General features: G+C 65.3%; 16 protein-coding genes. 10 read left to right on the top strand and 6 right to left on the bottom strand.

From position 1 onward, the window contains the following. Positions 1-104 precede the first annotated feature (104 nt). From ABC304_RS03045 to ABC304_RS03025, 5 genes are all read right to left on the bottom strand, one after another. Positions 105-1,826 (bottom strand): right-handed parallel beta-helix repeat-containing protein, encoded by a 1,722-nt coding sequence (locus ABC304_RS03045; protein ID WP_412928868.1) that lies wholly within the window; start codon positions 1,824-1,826, stop codon positions 105-107. A gap of 80 nt (positions 1,827-1,906) precedes the next feature. After that, a complete protein-coding gene (locus tag ABC304_RS03040) occupies positions 1,907-3,367 on the bottom strand; it encodes a lipopolysaccharide biosynthesis protein (RefSeq protein ID WP_412928866.1) in 1,461 nt (486 codons plus the stop codon). Then, entirely contained in the window at positions 3,364-4,761 is a 1,398-nt protein-coding gene (locus tag ABC304_RS03035; protein WP_412928865.1) for an O-antigen ligase family protein, read from the bottom strand. The genes ABC304_RS03040 and ABC304_RS03035 overlap by 4 nt, the downstream gene beginning before the upstream one ends. Before the next feature lie 2 nt (positions 4,762-4,763). Beyond that, entirely contained in the window at positions 4,764-5,513 is a 750-nt protein-coding gene (locus ABC304_RS03030) for a hypothetical protein (protein ID WP_412928864.1), read from the bottom strand. Beyond that, positions 5,510-6,508, bottom strand: a complete 999-nt coding sequence (locus tag ABC304_RS03025) for a glycosyltransferase (RefSeq protein WP_412928862.1) — start codon at positions 6,506-6,508, stop codon at positions 5,510-5,512. The genes ABC304_RS03030 and ABC304_RS03025 overlap by 4 nt, the downstream gene beginning before the upstream one ends. A 289-nt stretch (positions 6,509-6,797) precedes the next feature. Here ABC304_RS03025 and ABC304_RS03020 point away from each other — a divergent pair, with 289 nt between their 5' ends. The 9 genes from ABC304_RS03020 (at position 6,798) to ABC304_RS02980 (ending at position 15,910) form a co-directional block, all read left to right on the top strand. Further along, positions 6,798-7,640 (top strand): glycosyltransferase, encoded by an 843-nt coding sequence (locus tag ABC304_RS03020; protein WP_412928860.1) that lies wholly within the window; start codon positions 6,798-6,800, stop codon positions 7,638-7,640. Then, positions 7,637-8,470, top strand: coding sequence for a polysaccharide pyruvyl transferase family protein (locus ABC304_RS03015; RefSeq protein ID WP_412928859.1), 834 nt, complete (start codon positions 7,637-7,639; stop codon positions 8,468-8,470). The genes ABC304_RS03020 and ABC304_RS03015 overlap by 4 nt, the downstream gene beginning before the upstream one ends. Continuing rightward, positions 8,467-9,402 (top strand): glycosyltransferase, encoded by a 936-nt coding sequence (locus ABC304_RS03010; RefSeq protein ID WP_412928856.1) that lies wholly within the window; start codon positions 8,467-8,469, stop codon positions 9,400-9,402. Before ABC304_RS03015 ends, ABC304_RS03010 begins: the two co-directional genes overlap by 4 nt. Continuing rightward, entirely contained in the window at positions 9,399-10,649 is a 1,251-nt protein-coding gene (locus ABC304_RS03005) for a glycosyltransferase (RefSeq protein WP_412928854.1), read from the top strand. The genes ABC304_RS03010 and ABC304_RS03005 overlap by 4 nt, the downstream gene beginning before the upstream one ends. A gap of 26 nt (positions 10,650-10,675) precedes the next feature. Further along, the gene (locus ABC304_RS03000; RefSeq protein WP_412928853.1) at positions 10,676-11,986 is read left to right on the top strand and encodes a UDP-glucose dehydrogenase family protein; all 1,311 of its coding nucleotides are present in this window, start codon (positions 10,676-10,678) and stop codon (positions 11,984-11,986) included. 436 nt (positions 11,987-12,422) lie between these two features. Further along, the gene (locus ABC304_RS02995; RefSeq protein ID WP_412928852.1) at positions 12,423-13,238 is read left to right on the top strand and encodes an AraC family transcriptional regulator; all 816 of its coding nucleotides are present in this window, start codon (positions 12,423-12,425) and stop codon (positions 13,236-13,238) included. Positions 13,239-13,460: 222 nt separating this feature from the next. Continuing rightward, positions 13,461-14,099: a hypothetical protein gene (locus ABC304_RS02990; RefSeq protein WP_412928850.1), complete on the top strand. Its 639-nt coding sequence runs from the start codon at positions 13,461-13,463 to the stop codon at positions 14,097-14,099. A gap of 240 nt (positions 14,100-14,339) precedes the next feature. Next, the gene (locus ABC304_RS02985) at positions 14,340-14,942 is read left to right on the top strand and encodes a hypothetical protein (protein WP_412928848.1); all 603 of its coding nucleotides are present in this window, start codon (positions 14,340-14,342) and stop codon (positions 14,940-14,942) included. 5 nt (positions 14,943-14,947) lie between these two features. Beyond that, the gene (locus ABC304_RS02980) at positions 14,948-15,910 is read left to right on the top strand and encodes a nucleotidyltransferase family protein (protein ID WP_412928846.1); all 963 of its coding nucleotides are present in this window, start codon (positions 14,948-14,950) and stop codon (positions 15,908-15,910) included. Between the two features lie 8 nt (positions 15,911-15,918). Here ABC304_RS02980 and ABC304_RS02975 read toward each other — a convergent pair whose 3' ends face one another. Then, positions 15,919-16,434, bottom strand: a complete 516-nt coding sequence (locus ABC304_RS02975; protein ID WP_412928844.1) for a hypothetical protein — start codon at positions 16,432-16,434, stop codon at positions 15,919-15,921. A 238-nt stretch (positions 16,435-16,672) separates the two neighbouring features. On the opposite strand from ABC304_RS02975, the gene lepB reads away from it, so the two are divergent. Further along, a complete protein-coding gene (lepB, locus tag ABC304_RS02970) occupies positions 16,673-17,371 on the top strand; it encodes a signal peptidase I (protein WP_412928842.1) in 699 nt (232 codons plus the stop codon). The last annotated feature ends 54 nt before the right edge of the window (positions 17,372-17,425 follow it).

The following is a 17,425-nucleotide window of genomic DNA, read 5'->3' as shown; positions in this document are numbered from 1 at the left end:
GGCGCCTCCTCCGGGAGGCCGATCGCCCGCCGATTCGCCCCACCCATTCCGCAGCCCATGACGGCAGCAGTGTTCCCGCAGACGCATCAGGCGCACCGCGTTGGCTACTTCTGACAGACAACATTCGACCGCTCCACGCCCTGACCCGCAGGGGTGTTCGAGCAATCGACCACATTGTTGGCACCTGTCTTCACATAGATCGCTACGCCTGCGCTGCGGAGAGCCACGGTGTTCCGCGCGAAGATGTTGTTCTGGCCCCAACCCGCGACTTCGGTCTCGCTCGCGTAGAACCCCGACGGACCCACACCGTTTCGAGCGACGTTGTCGACGACGATGTAGTCGTTTCCCTTGACCGCGATGATCGTCGTGACTTCGGATACTCCGTCCGCATCGATTGTATTGCCACGGATCACGCCGCCCGACGTCCCCGGCTTGGCTTCGATGGGGTCAGCGGTGGTGCGGGCGATGTCGTTTCCGACGACGATGGCCCGGTCACTGCGGTCGGGCTCGCAGTTGTTAACAGCGCACCAGTCTTTCGGGGAGGTGCCGAGGTAGATGCCCTCTCCGTACATGGGGATCGCCAGTCCGGTTTGGCGAATGACGTTGTAAAGGACAGCCGTGTCGGTCGACGAGTAGCGAATTTTGATCGCTTCCTCACCGATCGACGCGATCGAGACGTCAGCGACTGACGACCCGTTAGATCCGGAGATCACGACGCCCTTCCGGAAGTTCTGGATGGAGATGCCGGCGATGTGAACGTTGTCTGCGCCATCCAGATGCACTCCGTTCTTGGATTGGACATTTTGATTGTCGAGCACGGCAGTTCGAGGACCGCAGATCCAGATCGGATTGTCGGTGGTGCCGCTTGATGTGACCGTGATCCCGCCTCGATACGTTCCAGGAGCCAGCAGGATGACCGTGCCTGGTCGTGCGCCGGCGACGGCGGTGCGCAGCTGCTCGAGAGTCGATACCTTTGTTCCGGTTGTGGGGCAGCTGGAGGCCCGGAACGGGGGTGTGACGGGAGGCGGTTGGACCGCCGAGGGCAGCTTGCCGCGCGACGACTGATTGCCGCTGGAATCGATGGCGGTGACCGCATATCGATATCGCGCCCCATATGTGAGGCCGATATCCAGAAAGCTTGTCGCCACCAGCGAATCTGTGCCGCTGACGAGCGAGAATGGGCCGTCCTCGAGTGCTCGATAGAGACGGTACCCGACGACGTCCGGCTCCGAAGACGAGTCCCACTTCACGAGGAGGCTGTCTCGCGCAGGAGTCACCGACACATTCCGCGGCGCCGCCGGCGCGGCGTTGTCCACGACTCGGAACGCATCGAGCGAGATGTCGTTGCCCGTCGAGCCTGCGGAGTGGGTGCCCGTGCGAACGATGCGGATCACGTGCGCACCCGCACCGAGGCCTCCAGCGCGGAACAGCACCGTCTGAAAGGTCTGCTGACTTGAGTAGAGGTCGACCTGCTTCATCATCACGCCGTCGACGAACACTTCCGCGATACCCAGCGATGGACCTGATCGTCCGATCCATTCCACCGAGTCACCACTGAACGACAACTCTGCGTAATTACCTCTGGCTTTGGCGTTGGCGCTGGCGCCGGCGGAATCGGAGGAGTGCTTCGCCGTCACCCAGTCGCCGACCTTGGCGATGGCAGAGGAGGACTCCTCGTATGTGCCGGAGGACACGGTCGCGGCGGCAACCACGCGATTCCACGAGCCTGACGCGCCTTTCGTCGCCACATCCCACCTCGCCTCAGCCGGATCCCCCGACTGCAGGACGGAGCAATAAAACACGGAGAGCGCTACGGCGAATGCCATTGCGATCGCGTTCCCGCGGACGGGTCGTCTTCTGTTCATGGAGAACCTCCGCGGTCCGGTCGCCGATCGCACGATGCGCCTTACATCTTTCGTCGAACGATCTTCATGAGGTCACTGAAGAAGCTGCGATTCAGCACCCAAATGCCCGCGAGGAAGATTATCGCGACGATCAACACATTCGCCGCCACGAAGACAATCGGCGCATTTTGACTCAACTGCGGCAGATAAAGCGCCATGAGCAAAGACAGCCCCACCGCGAGGACGGACAGACCGAATGGGCGCAGCCATTGGAGGAAGTATCTCCACGGCTCGACTCCGACGTTGCGCTTCAAGATGGCGAGCCTCATCGGCCAGTAGGCATACTGCCGCAATGTGACCGCGATCGCGACGAAGACGACTCCCCACGGCAGCGCGATCACGACCAACACGAGTCCAAGGATGGCTTGACCCAGCGTGAGGAGGAGTGCCGCCCGCGCCTTGCCGACCGCGATCAACACGGATCGGTCGAAGTACGCCACCGCATTGAGAGCTCCAAGGAAGCAGAGGATCTGCATCAAGATGACGCTCGGCGCCCACTGGGCCCCGAAGACGAACGGCAGAACCACAGGGGCGGTGGTACCGGCCACAGCGAAGATCGGAATCGCCGTGGTACTGCTCATGCTCGTCAATTTGTAGAACCACGCCAGGAGTCGCGGTCGGTCGTTCTGTAGGCGGGAGAAAGTCGTCAGCGATATTCCCGAGAACACGGACGAGAAGAGTTCGACGATGATCGAGACGATGCGGATGGCCATGAAGTAATAGCCGAGCGTGGTCGGGCCCAAGAAGGCTCCGATGAGCAAGCGATCCGCCTGCGAATTCAGCAGGCCGATCAGTTCCATGCCGATGATGCTCGTGCCGGTGCCCCACAGTTCTTTCAGCTTCGAGAAGCTGAACTCGAATTCCGGACGCCATGTGCTCGCCGTCCACAGAGTTGCGAGCCCCACGATGCCCGTTGTCAAAGACTGGATGACAAGGCTCCACACGCCGAGGCCGAGGAGAGCTGCGACGACGGCGGCGACACCACCCGCCATCGTCCCGGCAAAGCGGCGTATCGCCAAAGACTTGAACTTGAATTCTCGCTCCAAGAGCGCTGCCGGCGTCGACGACAATGCGTTGATGACCAACCCCACGGCGAGCCATTGGATCACGGGGGTCAACTCGTCCCCAGCGCCGTAAACCGAGGCGATCAGTGGTGCCAGAGCGATGATCACCGCCGCGACGACTCCGGAAGTCGCGAGGGAGGCCCACAGCGTGGTGTTGGGGTAGATGGACGACAAGTCGTCCTTCTGCACCAGCGATCGCCCCAGTCCCTGCTCCACGAAAACGGCGGCGAAGGCCATGAATGCGGTCGCCACTGCCACGAGACCAAAGTCCTGCGGTGACAGAAGTCGCCCGAGGACCACCAGGACCAGAAGCCCCATGATTCGATTGCTCCACTTGTCGGCAGCAACCCACCCCGCGCCGGAAACCGCCCGTCGGCGAAACTCCGAGTCGTCCGTCATGTGATCAACGTGGCGGGCCGCGATCCCTGTAGTTCCGCGGAAATCGGAAGCATCGATGGCGAAGCCGGTTTAGCGCTCTGCCATGTGAGCATCAGCGCAACGCCCCCAAGAAGAAGCGACGGTCTGCTCGATTCGAGGATGTTGAAGAATGCGACCGAAAATGCGTAGGCGGCCAGGAGTCCGAGCGGCCCGTACGAATGCGTCCGAATCGCCCGGATCGTACCGCCGGCGATGAGAAGACCGAGGAGGATCAGACCCGGCACGCCCAAGCTGATCAGTGTCTGCAGGTAAGCACTCTCCATGATCGCGCCGCGAGGGTTGAAGGGAGCCGCCGCGACGATTGACGTCGAAGGTCCGGCGCCCAGCCAAGAATGGTCAGCAGCGGCCTGCAGAGCGACTCCGAGAATGTAATCCCGCGCGTTTGTGGACCCTTGTGCCTCGTCGGAAGTCAGGCGATCTTGGAACACCGGGGCCTGCGTCACGGCGAGCGCAGCGACGGCGACCGCAGCGGCGATCAACACCTTGCTGCCGCTGCGCAAGGCCGTCGATCGCGAAAAGACGCTCGGAATGACGATGACAGCGACAGCCACCGCAATGGCGCCGAGGCTGTTGCGCGACACCGTGAGAAGTACCCCGAGTATGTTCGCCGCCGCGAACCAGAGATACCTGTTGTCTCCCACCTCGAATCGTTTGCCGAGCGCCAGACCGAATGCCATGGAGAAGAAGAGGCCGGCGTAAAGCGGATGTCCGAGCGTGCCGGTCGCGCGATACACGGACCAGTGCTGCACCTCCGGGAGACCCAGCGCTCTATAGAGCGGATCGAGGAGGATGTTCGCTCCCGCCGCGAACTCGACGGCGCAGAGCACCACCATGACGACCGAGGACCAGAGAAACGCCTTCTCCAGATTCGACCGAGCCTTCGGGCTCGCGGGGACGACGATGAGAAGAAGCAGAAGGATGCAGAAGTCCAACGACCAGGCGATCATGCTCTCCTGTGCGCGGTGAGTCACCAAACTCACGACAAGCCACAGCACTGACAGGGCAACGAGGCTCTGAGTGCCCCCTCCGACGGCGGCCAGGCGAGATCGATCTTTTCCGGTCACCGTTCGGATCGCCCAAACCACCACCACCACGAGCGATGGAGTGACTGTGCTCAGCAGTTCGTTGAGGGACAGTACTGTCCGGGGAATGAACAGATAGACGACCAGGGCGATCGCCAGTAGCGCGTCGGTGGGCACAAGGAGGAGTGCGATGCACGCTGCCGCGGCAAGCGGGACCAGGGTGAAAGCGCTCAAACCCGGCTGATTCGAGATCACCAGGGTCAGCCAGGTGACGGCCACCGTCGCCACGGCCGCAATCGAAAAGAAACCCCAGGTCGGCAGCATGCGGCCCATCGTCAGCGCCTGTGGCTCACAGCTAGCGTGATCTCGGGATGCGCTTCGAGCACCTCGTCGCGGAGCCGCATCAACGCGGTCACGAATTCCTCGCCTCTACTTTCGGGTTGACTCTGGAACTTCGACAGCTGGCGTGAGCGGAACCGCTTGAGTACCCGATACTGCAGTTCCCGCCACAGGGTGCGCTTCAGCAACGGTCGCATATCTCCCGTGTAGTGACGGACGTAATCCTTGAGCCCCGGGTCGGATGCGTTGTTCCATTCCTGCGGGAGAGGAGACACGCCTCCATGGATGCGATCTATGTAGATCACGTTCCCATTCTCATATTTGAGATGCAGCCGGTCCTCCGGAGGAACTACGCTCGTCGCGCTATCGATGACGAGGCTGAGGAAAGCGCGGGCGGCCTGTGTATTCCGACACATGATGACACCGGAATTGACCCGGCCGCTTCGCCCGTCCGCCATGAAGACGCTGCCGCTCGGGTCCCGATCGTCCCTGAAGTCCGGAGCGAGCCCACTCACCTGGCAATCCGCGTCGATGTACATCACCCAGTCGTATCCAGACTCAAGCCCAGCTTGAGCCAAAGGCAACTTCAGCCATGCGCTGAGCGCCGTGTCCTCCACACGAGAAGGCTTGGTGACAGCGACGAATTCGACGCCGATACGGCGCGCGTACGCTCGCTGAGAAGCGATGCACTGCAGGAACGCTGTGTCGTACCCGTTCTGGGCGATGGTGAAGATGAGGCCGCTCAACTGGATTCCTTCCGAGAGGGACGGACCAGCGCCATGGCGGCGACATATGCCCGATAGTGAAGCTCGTCGAGGCGCGCCCAGTCGCGCTCGTGCAGACGCGGTGCGTTTGATGGCGATAAGAGAAGATCCCGCGCCGCAGACGTCGCACGCGCCAGGACCTCCCTGTTCAACGAACCGTCGAACCGGATGACCCATTCCTCCCCCACCTCTCTGGCGAGCTCGTCCGTTGCCTCGGATCGAGGCACGAGAACGGGGCGTCTCAGGGACAGCGCAACGAAGACAGCACCGGAATTGTTCATTTCCGAGTACGGCAGCGCGACGAGTGTCGACTCCGCGACCTCTCGTGCGAGATCCTCATCCTCGACGAAGGCGAGCGTCGTGGCGATGCGTCGATCCGACGATGCGAGCGATTCGATCTGTGCGCGCAGTTCGGCATCCTTGACCCCGCCGGCCACATGCAGTGACAGAGTCGGGTCCGAGATCGCCGAGAACGCCTCGAGCAGCTGAGGTACAGCCTTGTAGGCGCGTATGTGGCCGAAAAACAGGACACGACCGTCGACACGGGTCGTGTCCGGTGCGACCAGTTCTGCAAATGCTCGAAAGTCGCCGTGGGGGATAGTCGCGAAAGTTGCACCCTCGGGGGCGACCGTGGACGGAATCAATTTTATCCGCAGCGTTGTTATCTGGTCCAACCACCGAAGATAGAGAGACTCGAGGCGCGAGCCACCCTCGTGAGGGGCCACATTGTGCATCGTCCGTACGACAGCCGCTCTTCGGAGGCGCAGCCTCACGAGAAGCAGAGGGAACAGGACGTACTGGGCCGAACGCTTCCAGACGTTCGTATTGCGGATCCAATATTCCGGCCAGTGCATATGAAGTACGTCGTACTCGGCAAGGAGCGCTCGCGGCCAGGAGAAGTAACGGAAGCAGGTCTCGACAGTCGCGTGGCGCTCTAGTTCCGAGATGAAGTCGATGCCGCGCGACGGGGCGCTCACGGACTGTAGGACGACAACGGAGGGCCGTTCCTCCGGTGCCGACAGTTGCAATTCACCCATTCGCGACGGCTCCCAGGTGCGGGTTCAGAACCGCACGAGCGACGATCATACCGAGCGCTGAAGGCTTCCTGCGAAGCCGAGATCGGAGGTGGACTACGCCGCGACATCTAAGGCGCATTCAGCGCCATCGTGTTGACCGCGGCTGCTCCCGTAGCCTATGTGAAACATACCCCCCATAGGCTTTCATCGTTTTGCTGATGTGTGGAGCCGATGTGAACGGGCGGGGATTGTGGCTGCGGAGTTCGACCACCTGGTACTCACGAAATTCAACATCTTGACGACGCCGGAGTACGGTCCGGCCGGGAGACGTCTCGAGGACGCCTGGCTTGAGCGTCGGCTGGCGGAGTTCGAGACCTTCTCGCTGCCCTCACTGAAGAGTCAGTCGACAAAGGCATTCAGGTGGCTCATTTTCTGCGACGACGAAAGCCCCCGCTGGTTCAAGGAGCGGATGGCGTCTTACGGACCGCTTGTGGAGCCTGTCTTCGTGTCAGGAATGACGAACGCGACGATGGGAGCACTCCTCCGCGATCGCCGATACACCGGAGCGCGACCGCTCATTACGACCCGAGTGGACAACGACGATGCGCTCGCGATCGACTTCATCGAAGCTGTCCAGTCGGAGTATGCCGGTCAAGATCGTGTCTTCATCAACTTCCCCTGGGGGCTGCGGGCCTGCGACGGCGCCCTGTTCACCGGTTATTGGCATTCCAACCCCTTCATGTCTCTGATTGAGCGGCCGCCAGCGGACGGGGCCTTCCGGTGCGTCTACTTCCGCCAGCACCACCTCGTCAAGAAGACCGAGAAGGTCGTCAATGTCCGCCGCCCACCTTCATGGATCAGGGCCATGCACGCGAGCAACACGGTGCAGACCCAGGTCGGCCTTCCGCGTCTAGCCGATCGCTCACCTCTCTTCAATATCGAATGGGACAGGCTTCCAGAGTCGCCGAGCATGGCGCGGAAGATCCTGATATCGGCGAACGGCTACCGTGCACGCCTGCAGCGAAGCAGCAAGTTCAAGAAGCTGACCGGGCATCGAATGTCCGCACCAAGCTCTGGCGGGTCGCTGTCGTGAGCCGCGGTCGCATCGTCCATTGGAATCCTCGGAAGCGGATCCTGCCGGGCCCGCTCGGCAAGATCCTGCGATTGGGACCGCGAGTGAACAACTTCGGCGATCTGCTCGGCCCCGAGGTCGTTTCCAGGTCAGCTCGGCTGCTCGGCGTCGACACCCTCGCCAATCCCTCGAACGATCTGCTTGCCATCGGCTCGATCATGCATTTCGCACGCACGGGGGCGACCGTGTGGGGCACCGGCGTGAACGGCAAGATGGACCCGCGCTTGCACACGTTCTCCGATCTCGACGTACGGGCCGTGCGCGGCCCACGAACCCGGCAATTCCTGCAACAACGCGGTATACACGTCCCACCGGTCTTCGGTGATCCTGGGCTCCTCGTCCGGCGTCTGTGGCGGGACGATGAGTTGCTTGCGCACCGGACCGAGTCGCCGCCCGTGGCAATCGTTCCCAACCTCAACGATCTTCCGTATTTCAACGAGAGCGACCCTCGGGTGGTGGATCCGCGCGGTCCCCTCGACGAGATTCTCGCCCGCATCCGCTGGAGCGACCTGGTCGTCGCCTCCTCACTTCACGGTCTGATCGTGGCTCATTCCTTCGGGGTTCCGACCGTCATGCTTCGTCCACGGAGTGAGTCGCTTTTCAAGTACGAGGACTATTTCTCCGGGGTCGGGCAAGACCTACCCGCTCTGGCGGACGACGCGGAAGCAGCGATACGAATGCAGGCTTCTCCTGCACTCGAATGGTCCGGCGATCCGCTCCTCGAGGCTTTTCCCATCGATCTCTTCAGCGCGAGCAATCCGCGCTGGGGCCGGAAGGAAGTGGCCACATGAGCCGCAGAATGCTGTTCGCCGCCTCGACCGGGGGCCACCTGGCGCAGCTGGTGAGGCTGTCCGATCGTTTCGAGCCCGCAGAAGATTCACTATGGGTCACGTTCCGCACGCCGCAGAGCGAGTCTCTGCTCGAAGGTCGGAATGTCCTGCATGTGCCGTACATCCGACCACGCGATTCACGAACCACATTCTCCGTCTACAGACAAATACGGCGTCTGTTGCGCGCGGAAAGATTCGACCAAGCCGTCAGCACCGGCGCCGCCCTCGCCGTCGCCGTTCTCCCCGCAGCACGGATGGCGGGCATCGAGTCGACATACATCGAGAGTGTCTCCCGTGTGGACGGGCCGTCGCAGTCAGGAAAGATTCTCAAGGCACTGCGGGCGGCGGATCTCCACACGCAGCACGCCGCCTGGTCGGATCGCCGATGGCGCGTTATTCCCGGCGTCCTCAACGATTTCGAGGCTCATGTCGCACGCCCCGAGGCGATCAGTCCTCGCCTGTTCGTCACCCTAGGGACCATCGAGGGCTTCCGGTTCGACGCGATGATCGACGCTGTCCTCGCCACGGGACTTGCTGATGATCGGACCGTATGGCAGGTCGGTGTCACCGACCGGCATGACCTTCCGGGCGAGGTCCGGTCGGAGATGAGTGCGTCGGAGTTTCATTCAGCCGCGGTAGACGCTGATGTCGTCATCACCCACTCGGGCGTGGGGACCATTCTGCAGCTCCTCGACGCGGGCATCTATCCGATCGTCGTGCCGAGAAGTCGGCGCTCCGGGGAGCACGTCGATGACCACCAGCACCAGATCGCGCGCGTCGTCTCGGAAGGTGGCATAGCGATCTCATCGATGCCGGGGGACCTGACAGCGGGCCTCGTGCATCGGGCTTCAACGATGAGAGTGTCACCTGTGCGGAAGCGGACAGCGGTTTGACGGCCGGTGGGCGCGCCGACTACTTAGTCGGCGGCTTCCGTATCTCGATCGGGTCGGACAGCAACACCCCTGGGCCACGTACACACATAGTCAACTTCGTCGAAGCGTTGGAAACCGCCGGGATCGACGTCACCCTTACTCTGGCGTCCTCCCTACCCTTCCTGGGTCGGTTCGCCAGAGTGCGCCAATCGGACTACGGCGGGGTGTCCGCTGCGAAGGTCCGCGTCGCCGACGCGGTCCGCGTCACCGCCGGTCTGTGGTCAGGCTGTTGCACGTTCGTCCGGACGGCGCGCAGCCCGCGCCCGCACTTCATCTACGAACGCGCGGCAGTCCTCCAAAGCCTGACGAGCTTTCACCGCTGGAAGCGTTCCACGATCCGAGTGGTGGAAGCCAATGGGATCCTCTCCCGGGAGACTGCGCACGACCGTAAAGTTCTCCGCGCCGAGAAGCTGGCGGCATCTATCGAGCGTCACGTTCTTCGGCGCGCTGATCTCGTCGTCTCAGTGAGCCAGCCCCTTGCGGAAGAGATCGTCCGTTTCGCCGCGGTCGAGCCCTCCAAGATTCTCGTGCTCCCTAATGGTGTGAGGAAGTCACTCACCCGCGTGCCGCGAACCCCACGCGTTCCTGGCCAAGTCGTGATCGGCTTCGTGGGATCAGTCGTCGCCTGGCAGCATCTCGATGTCTTCTTTGCGGCCGTCAAGGCTTGTGAGGCACAGATCTTGCGGGAGACGGGTTCTCGGATTTCGGTCGAGATCGTCGGCGAGGGCGGAGACCTCGAACGACTCCAGTCTCTATGTCGAGAGGAAGGCTGGGAGAACATCGCGTTCCTCGGACGTCTGAGTCATTCGGAGGCCGTCGAGCGGATCGCCAGGTGGCACGTCGGGTTCGCGGGGCACACCAAGTCCTCCAGTAGTGAGATGTACCACTCACCGCTCAAGATCTACGAGTACGCCGCACTGGGTCTGAGCGTGGTCTGCACGCCCTCGGGGGACGCGGCCGCGCTGCAATCGTCTGGGTCCGACGTCCACATCTTCACTGATCAAAGCGCACTGCCTGCGGCATTGCGAGCCGCCCTCGCACGGGCGACGAGCGATGATGAGCCTCGCATACGCGCACAGCGTGAATCCGTCGCGGCGCACCATTCGTGGGACGCACGCGTGGAGGAATTTCTCCAGCGCCTTACTCATGTGACACGCTCGCGGGGTGCCATCCGTCGGCGGGCGCGTGTCGACCTCGCTCCCCTTTGACCACGGACCCGAACGAAGGAAGTCCTATGCGTTTATCTGTGATCGGCTGCGGCTACCTGGGTGCAGTGCACGCCGCGGCCATGGCATCCATCGGCCACGACGTCGTCGGAATCGACGTCGACACTCGCAAGATCGAGTCGCTGTCCAAGGGTGAGGCGCCGTTCTTCGAGCCCGGGCTGCAGGAGATCCTCGCTGCAGGTATCGAGTCGGGACGCCTGCGCTTCACTACCGACATGGCGGCGGCGGAGGATGCCTCGGTGCACTTCATCGGCGTCGGAACGCCGCAGCAGGCGGGTGGCTACGCAGCCGACCTGACGTACGTCAACGCGGCGGTCGACGGCCTTCTCCCCTACTTGCGCGAAGGCGACGTCGTCGCAGGCAAGTCGACGGTGCCGGTCGGCACCGCAGCCGGGCTCGCGCCTCGCGTCGAGGCCACTGGCGCGACCCTCGTCTGGAACCCGGAATTCCTGCGCGAGGGGTGGGCGGTTCAGGACACGATCGACCCCGACCGGCTGGTGGCCGGCGTGCCCGGCGGCGCAGGCGGTGAACGCGCAGCAGACGTCCTGCGCGAGGTTTACCACCCCGCCGTCGGTAAGGGCACGCCCTTCATCGTCACCGACCTCGCGACCGCCGAGCTGGTCAAAGTGGCTGCCAACGCCTTCCTGGCCACCAAGATCTCGTTCATCAACGCGATGGCGGAGATCGCCGAGGTGACCGGCGCTGACGTGACGCAGTTGGCGGAGGCGATCGGTCACGACGCCCGCATCGGGCGGCGCTTCCTCGGGGCCGGCATCGGTTTCGGGGGCGGGTGCCTCCCGAAGGACATCCGCGCCTTCTCCGCTCGAGCCGAAGAACTCGGCCGCGGCGAGTCCGTCGCGTTCCTCCGCGAGATCGACGCCATCAACCTCCGTCGCAGGGATCGAGCCGTGGAGCTCGTCGTGGAGGCCCTCGGCGGTTCGGCGTTCAAGAAGAACATCACCGTGCTCGGCGCAGCGTTCAAGCCGCACAGCGACGACATCCGTGACTCGCCCGCCCTCGATGTGGCCGTGAAGCTCCATGGACTCGGCGCCCACGTCGCCGTCACCGATCCCGAGGCCATCGCGAACGCACAGCGGGTCCACCCGCAGCTGACGTACGTGGAGGACCGCGACGAGGCGCTCCGGGCGGCGGACGCCGTCATCGTGGTGACCGAGTGGGACGAGTACCGCCGCGAGCTCTCTCCGGAGCATGCAGCCACCCTTGCCGCAGGACGGATCGTCGTCGACGGCCGCAACTGCCTCGATGCCGAGGCCTGGCGCGCCGCGGGATGGACCTACTACGGCATGGGTCGCCCCTAAACGCGGGCGTCACGACCGAACCAGTCGGGGCCGGCGCGATCTGATCGCGCCGGCCCCGTGCTGTGTTCCCAGTGCGGACCGGCCCCCTCCGTCAGCTCCCCAGTAGCCGGAAGAGGCCCCGCGCGCGCTGCAGGGCACGCGCGAGGCCCGTTGCCGACCGCCGATCCCTCGGCGGCGACGTCGCCCGGTGCTTCGGGTTCACCGGGCGATGACTCCACGTTAGAAGCCCGATCCACAAGGGCCCCGCGACGGGAGCGCAAGATTGGCACAATTCGATCCGGATGCGAACCGCGCGACAGCGGTCCTTGCTTTTCGCGACAAAGTCATAGACTTCTCCCAGATCGCCGCGACGGGGCGCGGTCGCCCGTTCCCAGACATTCGATCGGACAACATGCCCAACGGAGCACTACGACGAGCAATGGCAGCGTGTCTGAATATGGACGCGCCGGCCAGCGGGCTGCTCACGGTGCAGGAGTACCGGTCGGCCATCGTCAGCGCCCACCGTCCGCGCAGTCCGCGCTGGCACTGGTCACCGCGCACGGATGTCGCCCGCACCACGGTCATGATCTTCGCGACGGAGGGTCGCGTCGCGCTGAGCCCAGACCTGCTCCACGCGGATGAGTCCGCCGTCGGCGTCCTCATCCACAGCACGCACGAGGCGGAGATCCACTGGACCGAAGACGCCCGCGCGACCGTGGTGTGGCTGGACACCGACAATGTCGTCGACGCGAGCGTGCCGGAGGCGCCGACGCCCTTCGCGCTCGCGGGCACCCCGCTCAACCACGGGATGCTGACGTTCGCCAGCTCCGTCGCCCGCCGCGCTGAGGTGCAGACCAGAGTGTCGTCGTACCTGGTGGAACGACTTCTGGTGGAGATGGCCTACGGGGTGCTCCTGGAGCGAGTCGAGACCGAGCCGCCATCGTTGCAGTCCGGGCGGCCCAGCCATCGGGCGCGCATGCTGCTGCTGCTGAACCGCGCCGATCCGGACTACGGCGTGGAGGACCTCGCGCGCGACCTTCACATGTCGATGCGTAATCTGCAGCGCCTCTTCGCCCGCGAGGGGACGTCGCCGGCGGCCGCGCTCCGTGCACTGCGCCTCGAGCTCGCGCAGTCGCTGCTCGGCGACACGCAGTACGACGCCCTCTCGATCACGGAGATCGCCCGGCACTCCGGGTTCAGCAACACCGCGGCGATGCGTCGGGCGTTCCAGGCGCACGGCGCGAAGTCGCCGGCGGAGCTGCGCTCGCGCTGACCGCTCGGGTCGCGACAGGCACCGATACGCCACGCGACCACGACGGTTCCGGCGATCACACCCGGCGCGACGACGTATCCGCCCCGACGCGACGGGTTGAGAGCGACAGGTGAATTCCGCGCCACCGCCGTGTTGATCGACGCCAGGACGATCGACCGATCCGCGGGATTCGGGACAAAGTGACTGCACAACCCACTCACTCTTCCCGAACCTGGAGCTGGAATGACCGACCTCGACACCCGCAACCCTGCCGACCCCGCCCGCGGGCTCAGCCGCCGCTCCGTGATGAAGGGCGCCGCGTGGTCGGTTCCGGTCATCGTCGCCTCCGCCGCCGTGCCGATGGCGGTGGCCTCCATCGGCAACCTGTCGGCATCCTGGACAGCGCAGACAACGCTCCTCTCGGTGGGAGTCGTCGGCAGCGCCTCCACCGTCACGGCGGCAGTGGCGATCACCGTCCCGACGACGCTCACGCTCGCGAACGGCAGCGGACCGATCAGCGGTGAGTCCGCATCCGTGACGATCGTCGTCCAGCAGGCATCTGGCGTCAACGTGGCGCTCGGCCGGGTCAAGGGCTTCGGCGTCCGCACCTTCAACGGAAGCACGTCGGGCACGCGCACGATCAACTACACGAACAATGTCGGATATCCCGTGACGACCTTCTCCTCGACCGTTCCCGTGTCGCTGCTGTCCGGTGCGTCCCTGAACATTCCGGTCGAGTTCGGGATCGCGGGTGACCGGACGAGCCTGGTCAACATCGGGGCTCTCACGACGTTCTCCGTCACGACCACGATCACGGTCGGTGGACGCACTCTGACCGCTCCGGCCCTCATCTCCGTCCCCGTGGGCGCCGGCATCCTCTGAACCACCCACCCCCCAACTCCTCGCGGTAGGCGTTCCAGCCCGCACCGGCGGTGTCCCCAGCATCCCGGTCACTCCTCGAGGCGCGGCCCTCGTCACCCGATCTCCCCAGGATCGCGTCGACGAGGGCCCTTTTGGTTCGTTTCGCGACACCGACGCGACGATCCCCGCCGCGGGCGGACGCCTTTCGGAGGGTTCGGGAGAGAGTGAGGGGGTTCACTCACCCCAGGAGCTGGATTGCCGATGCTCGAACTCGATGCGGACCGACGCGGTCAGGTGTCCTTGACGCGCTCGCTTCTGGGCGGAGCCACGCGGCTCGTGAAGAGCCGCGTGCGGTCAACGGCCGTGCACCGTCCGATCCTTCACTGGACGATGGGCGACGGGGACCACGGCATTGCGAGCACGCCCGGTGGCGTCGTCATGCCGCTCGAGCTCGTGCTCACCAACGGGTCACGGCCCATCGTGAAGGAGATAGCCCTCCTCCAGGTGACCGTATCCCGTCCTGTGACGTCCGCTCCGGGCGTCGGTGCAGCGCGCGGCTTCGCCGTAGAGCGCTGGAACGGCGAGCGCGTGGCGGCATCCGCCCGCACGGTCGCCTACCGCAGCGCCCCGGTCATCGGACGGCACGGCTTCCCGGCGACGACATTCACGACCACCTCCGTCCTCGACGTCGCAGCCCACGAGACGGTCACCCTCCCGGTCGAGTTCGGGACCGTAGGTGTCGGCTCGGCCGCGACGGACGCGGAGAGCGTCGTGTTCCCGGTCGCCGCTGTGCTCACCGTCGCAGGTCGTTCGCTCCGGGTCACCACGTCGATCACGGTCCCGCCTCGCACGGGCACGCTCTGAGCCGGATGCCCGACGGGGCCGGCGTCGTCGACGTCCGATCCGCGGGAGGCACCGCGACGCCCGTCGCGGAGCTGTCCCTCGCCGCCGCCGTCGAACTGGGTCATGCGTGGCTGCAAGCCGCCGCCGATCGTGCGGGCATCCGCGCACTCCTCATCAAAGGCCCCGCGCTGCATCGCCACGGACTCCGTCCGCCTCGGACGTCAGGCGACATCGACGTCCTCGTCGACCCCGCCGCGTTCGACGAGCTGTGCGAGGCGGTGATGAGCGCCGGCTGGCGCGAACGAGACTCCACAGTTCTCGGGCGCCACATGGCTAAGCACTCCCGCACGTTCCTCCACGACCGCTGGCCTTGCGACATCGACGTCCACCGCTTCTATCCCGGGATGCTGGCACCACCCGAGGTCACGTTCGACCCCCTCTGGTCGCGGCGCACCCTGATGGACTTCGCGCATCGCGACTGCGCCGTCCCCGACAGGACCGGCTCGTTCCTCATCCTCGCGCTCCACTCGATGCGCGGAACGGACCGCCAGCAGCGTCACGAGCAGGAGCTCGCGAACCTCCTGCGCATCGACCTGACATCGGGCGAGCGGGAGGACATCGCCGAGCTCGCACGCCTCACGGGCAGCGCGCAGACGCTCGCCCCCGTGCTGTCGTCCCTCGGAATCTCCCCCGGTGACGACGCCTCAGCCGTCGACCCCGCCCAGCTCCGTGCCTGGCGCGAACGCGTCGATGCCCACTCCGGGGCCTACTTCTGGATCTCCGCCTTCCGGCGTGCATCCGTCCCCGAGCGGTGGCAGATCCTTCGCGCCGCCGTCTGGCCGAGCGCCGCGGACCTCCGACTCGCGCTCCCCCATGTCGGCACCGACCTGCGGTCGATGACCGTCGCACGCGTGGCCCGCTGGGGCCGCGGCATCCGCTCGCTGCCTCGCGCCGTCCGCGCGATCCGCGCCCACCGGCGCGATCGCTGACGGAGGCCTCAGTGCGAGAAGGGCTCGATCGCCGCGGGGATGACCGCGACGGGGCCGTCGGAGATCGGCGACAGCGCGACGTCATCATCGGTGCCGAGGCCGAGGGCCGCCACACCGGCCACGACGGTCGTCGGTCCGACGCCGACGGGGAACGCGAACTGCGACCCGCCGGAGAGTTCCACCGTCACGCTGCCGAAGCGCGTGCAGATATAGTCGCCCGAGATCGCCGTGCGCATCCCAAATTCGTCGCGCCAGACGGTGCGGTATGCATCGCGCTCGTCGTCGTCCGACGAGATCCGCGGCACGGAGCCCTCACCGTTCGGACCGCCGCCCGTGGCGCTCTCCACGCGGGCGCGCGCATCTTCCGGACTCCGTCCGCGGGCGTTCGTCACGAACGACACCAGCACGGTGAGGTCGTGCAAGGAATGGTTGCGCAGCACGATGGCGCTTCCGTCCTCGACGACGAGATCCACGAGACCCGCCCCCTTCGAAAGGGCGCTCTCCTGCACAGCAGAATTGACCATACGACTCCCCAGTCACGTAATCGCGCGCCTGCCGGCATCGCGACGATCGGTCCCCAAACCTCTCGCCACGACCTCTCACCGGTCGACGACACCTTGACTATAGCCGTCGGCACTCCGCGCACCAGGGGTCGGACCGCTTCGCACGGGGATCTGTCGGGATTCGGCGCGTGGGGGACGCCCGGTGGCGCGTAAGGGACCGGCGGGCGTCCTCGACACGCCGCGTCGATACCCTCGGAACGTGACGGATGCCGCGCCCCGACCTCTGTGGAGGCGCATCGGCGGCAGTGCGTGGTTCCACCTTCTCGCCGCCTTCGCGGTGTTCGGACTCATCCTCACCTTCGTCGCGAAGCCCTACGCCGTGCCGTCCGCCTCGATGAACGAGACGCTGCAGAGCGGCGACCGTATCCTCGTGAACCGGCTGGCATACGTCGGAGCGACGCCGGGCACAGGTGATGTGGTCGTCTTCGACGCCGGGGCCGCCTGGGACGGCGGCGAGCAGCCCTCCGGCGGCCCCCTGAAAGACGCTGCACGATGGATCGGCGAGGTGACGGGGTTCGGACCGACCGGCCCGCACACCCTCGTCAAGCGCATCATCGGCCTCCCCGGCCAGACGGTGGCCTGCTGCTCCGCCGACGGGGCCGTGGTGGTCGACGGCGAAGCCCTCGTGGAGGACTACGTCAGCAACGACCTTCCGTTCCTCCCCGGCTCGCTCGACTGCACGACCGAGACCCGCTCGCCCCGCTGCTTCGACGAGGTGGTGGTGCCCGCCGACTCCTATCTCGTGCTCGGCGACAACAGGGGTAACTCGTCGGATTCCGCTGCGTTCTGCCGCGCGCCGGAGGCGGACGACGGATGCTGGCGGTGGGCCGCCCGCGATGGTCTGGTCGGCAGGGCGGCTGCCGTCATCTGGCCGATCCCACGGTGGGCAGGCCTGTGAGCGCGCCACTCAGACGATCGGGCCGACCCGGCCTGCGATCAGCCCGGAGCTGAG

Origin of the sequence: Microbacterium jepli, assembly GCF_047237905.1 — a bacterium.
Classification (GTDB): domain Bacteria; phylum Actinomycetota; class Actinomycetes; order Actinomycetales; family Microbacteriaceae; genus Microbacterium.
This window is presented reverse-complemented; position numbering and strand designations above follow the sequence as displayed.

Excerpts from the sequence above, each read along its gene's own strand:
- ABC304_RS03045 (WP_412928868.1), bottom strand. The coding sequence starts at position 1,826 with ATGGCATTCGCCGTAGCGCTCTCCGTGTTTTATTGCTCCGTCCTGCAG.
- ABC304_RS03040 (WP_412928866.1), bottom strand. The coding sequence starts at position 3,367 with ATGACGGACGACTCGGAGTTTCGCCGACGGGCGGTTTCCGGCGCGGGG.
- ABC304_RS03035 (WP_412928865.1), bottom strand. The coding sequence starts at position 4,761 with ATGGGCCGCATGCTGCCGACCTGGGGTTTCTTTTCGATTGCGGCCGTG.
- ABC304_RS03010 (WP_412928856.1), top strand. The coding sequence starts at position 8,467 with ATGAGCCGCAGAATGCTGTTCGCCGCCTCGACCGGGGGCCACCTGGCG.
- ABC304_RS03000 (WP_412928853.1), top strand. The coding sequence starts at position 10,676 with ATGCGTTTATCTGTGATCGGCTGCGGCTACCTGGGTGCAGTGCACGCC.
- ABC304_RS02995 (WP_412928852.1), top strand. The coding sequence starts at position 12,423 with ATGGACGCGCCGGCCAGCGGGCTGCTCACGGTGCAGGAGTACCGGTCG.
- ABC304_RS02990 (WP_412928850.1), top strand. The coding sequence starts at position 13,461 with ATGACCGACCTCGACACCCGCAACCCTGCCGACCCCGCCCGCGGGCTC.
- ABC304_RS02985 (WP_412928848.1), top strand. The coding sequence starts at position 14,340 with ATGCTCGAACTCGATGCGGACCGACGCGGTCAGGTGTCCTTGACGCGC.
- ABC304_RS02980 (WP_412928846.1), top strand. The coding sequence starts at position 14,948 with ATGCCCGACGGGGCCGGCGTCGTCGACGTCCGATCCGCGGGAGGCACC.
- ABC304_RS02975 (WP_412928844.1), bottom strand. The coding sequence starts at position 16,434 with ATGGTCAATTCTGCTGTGCAGGAGAGCGCCCTTTCGAAGGGGGCGGGT.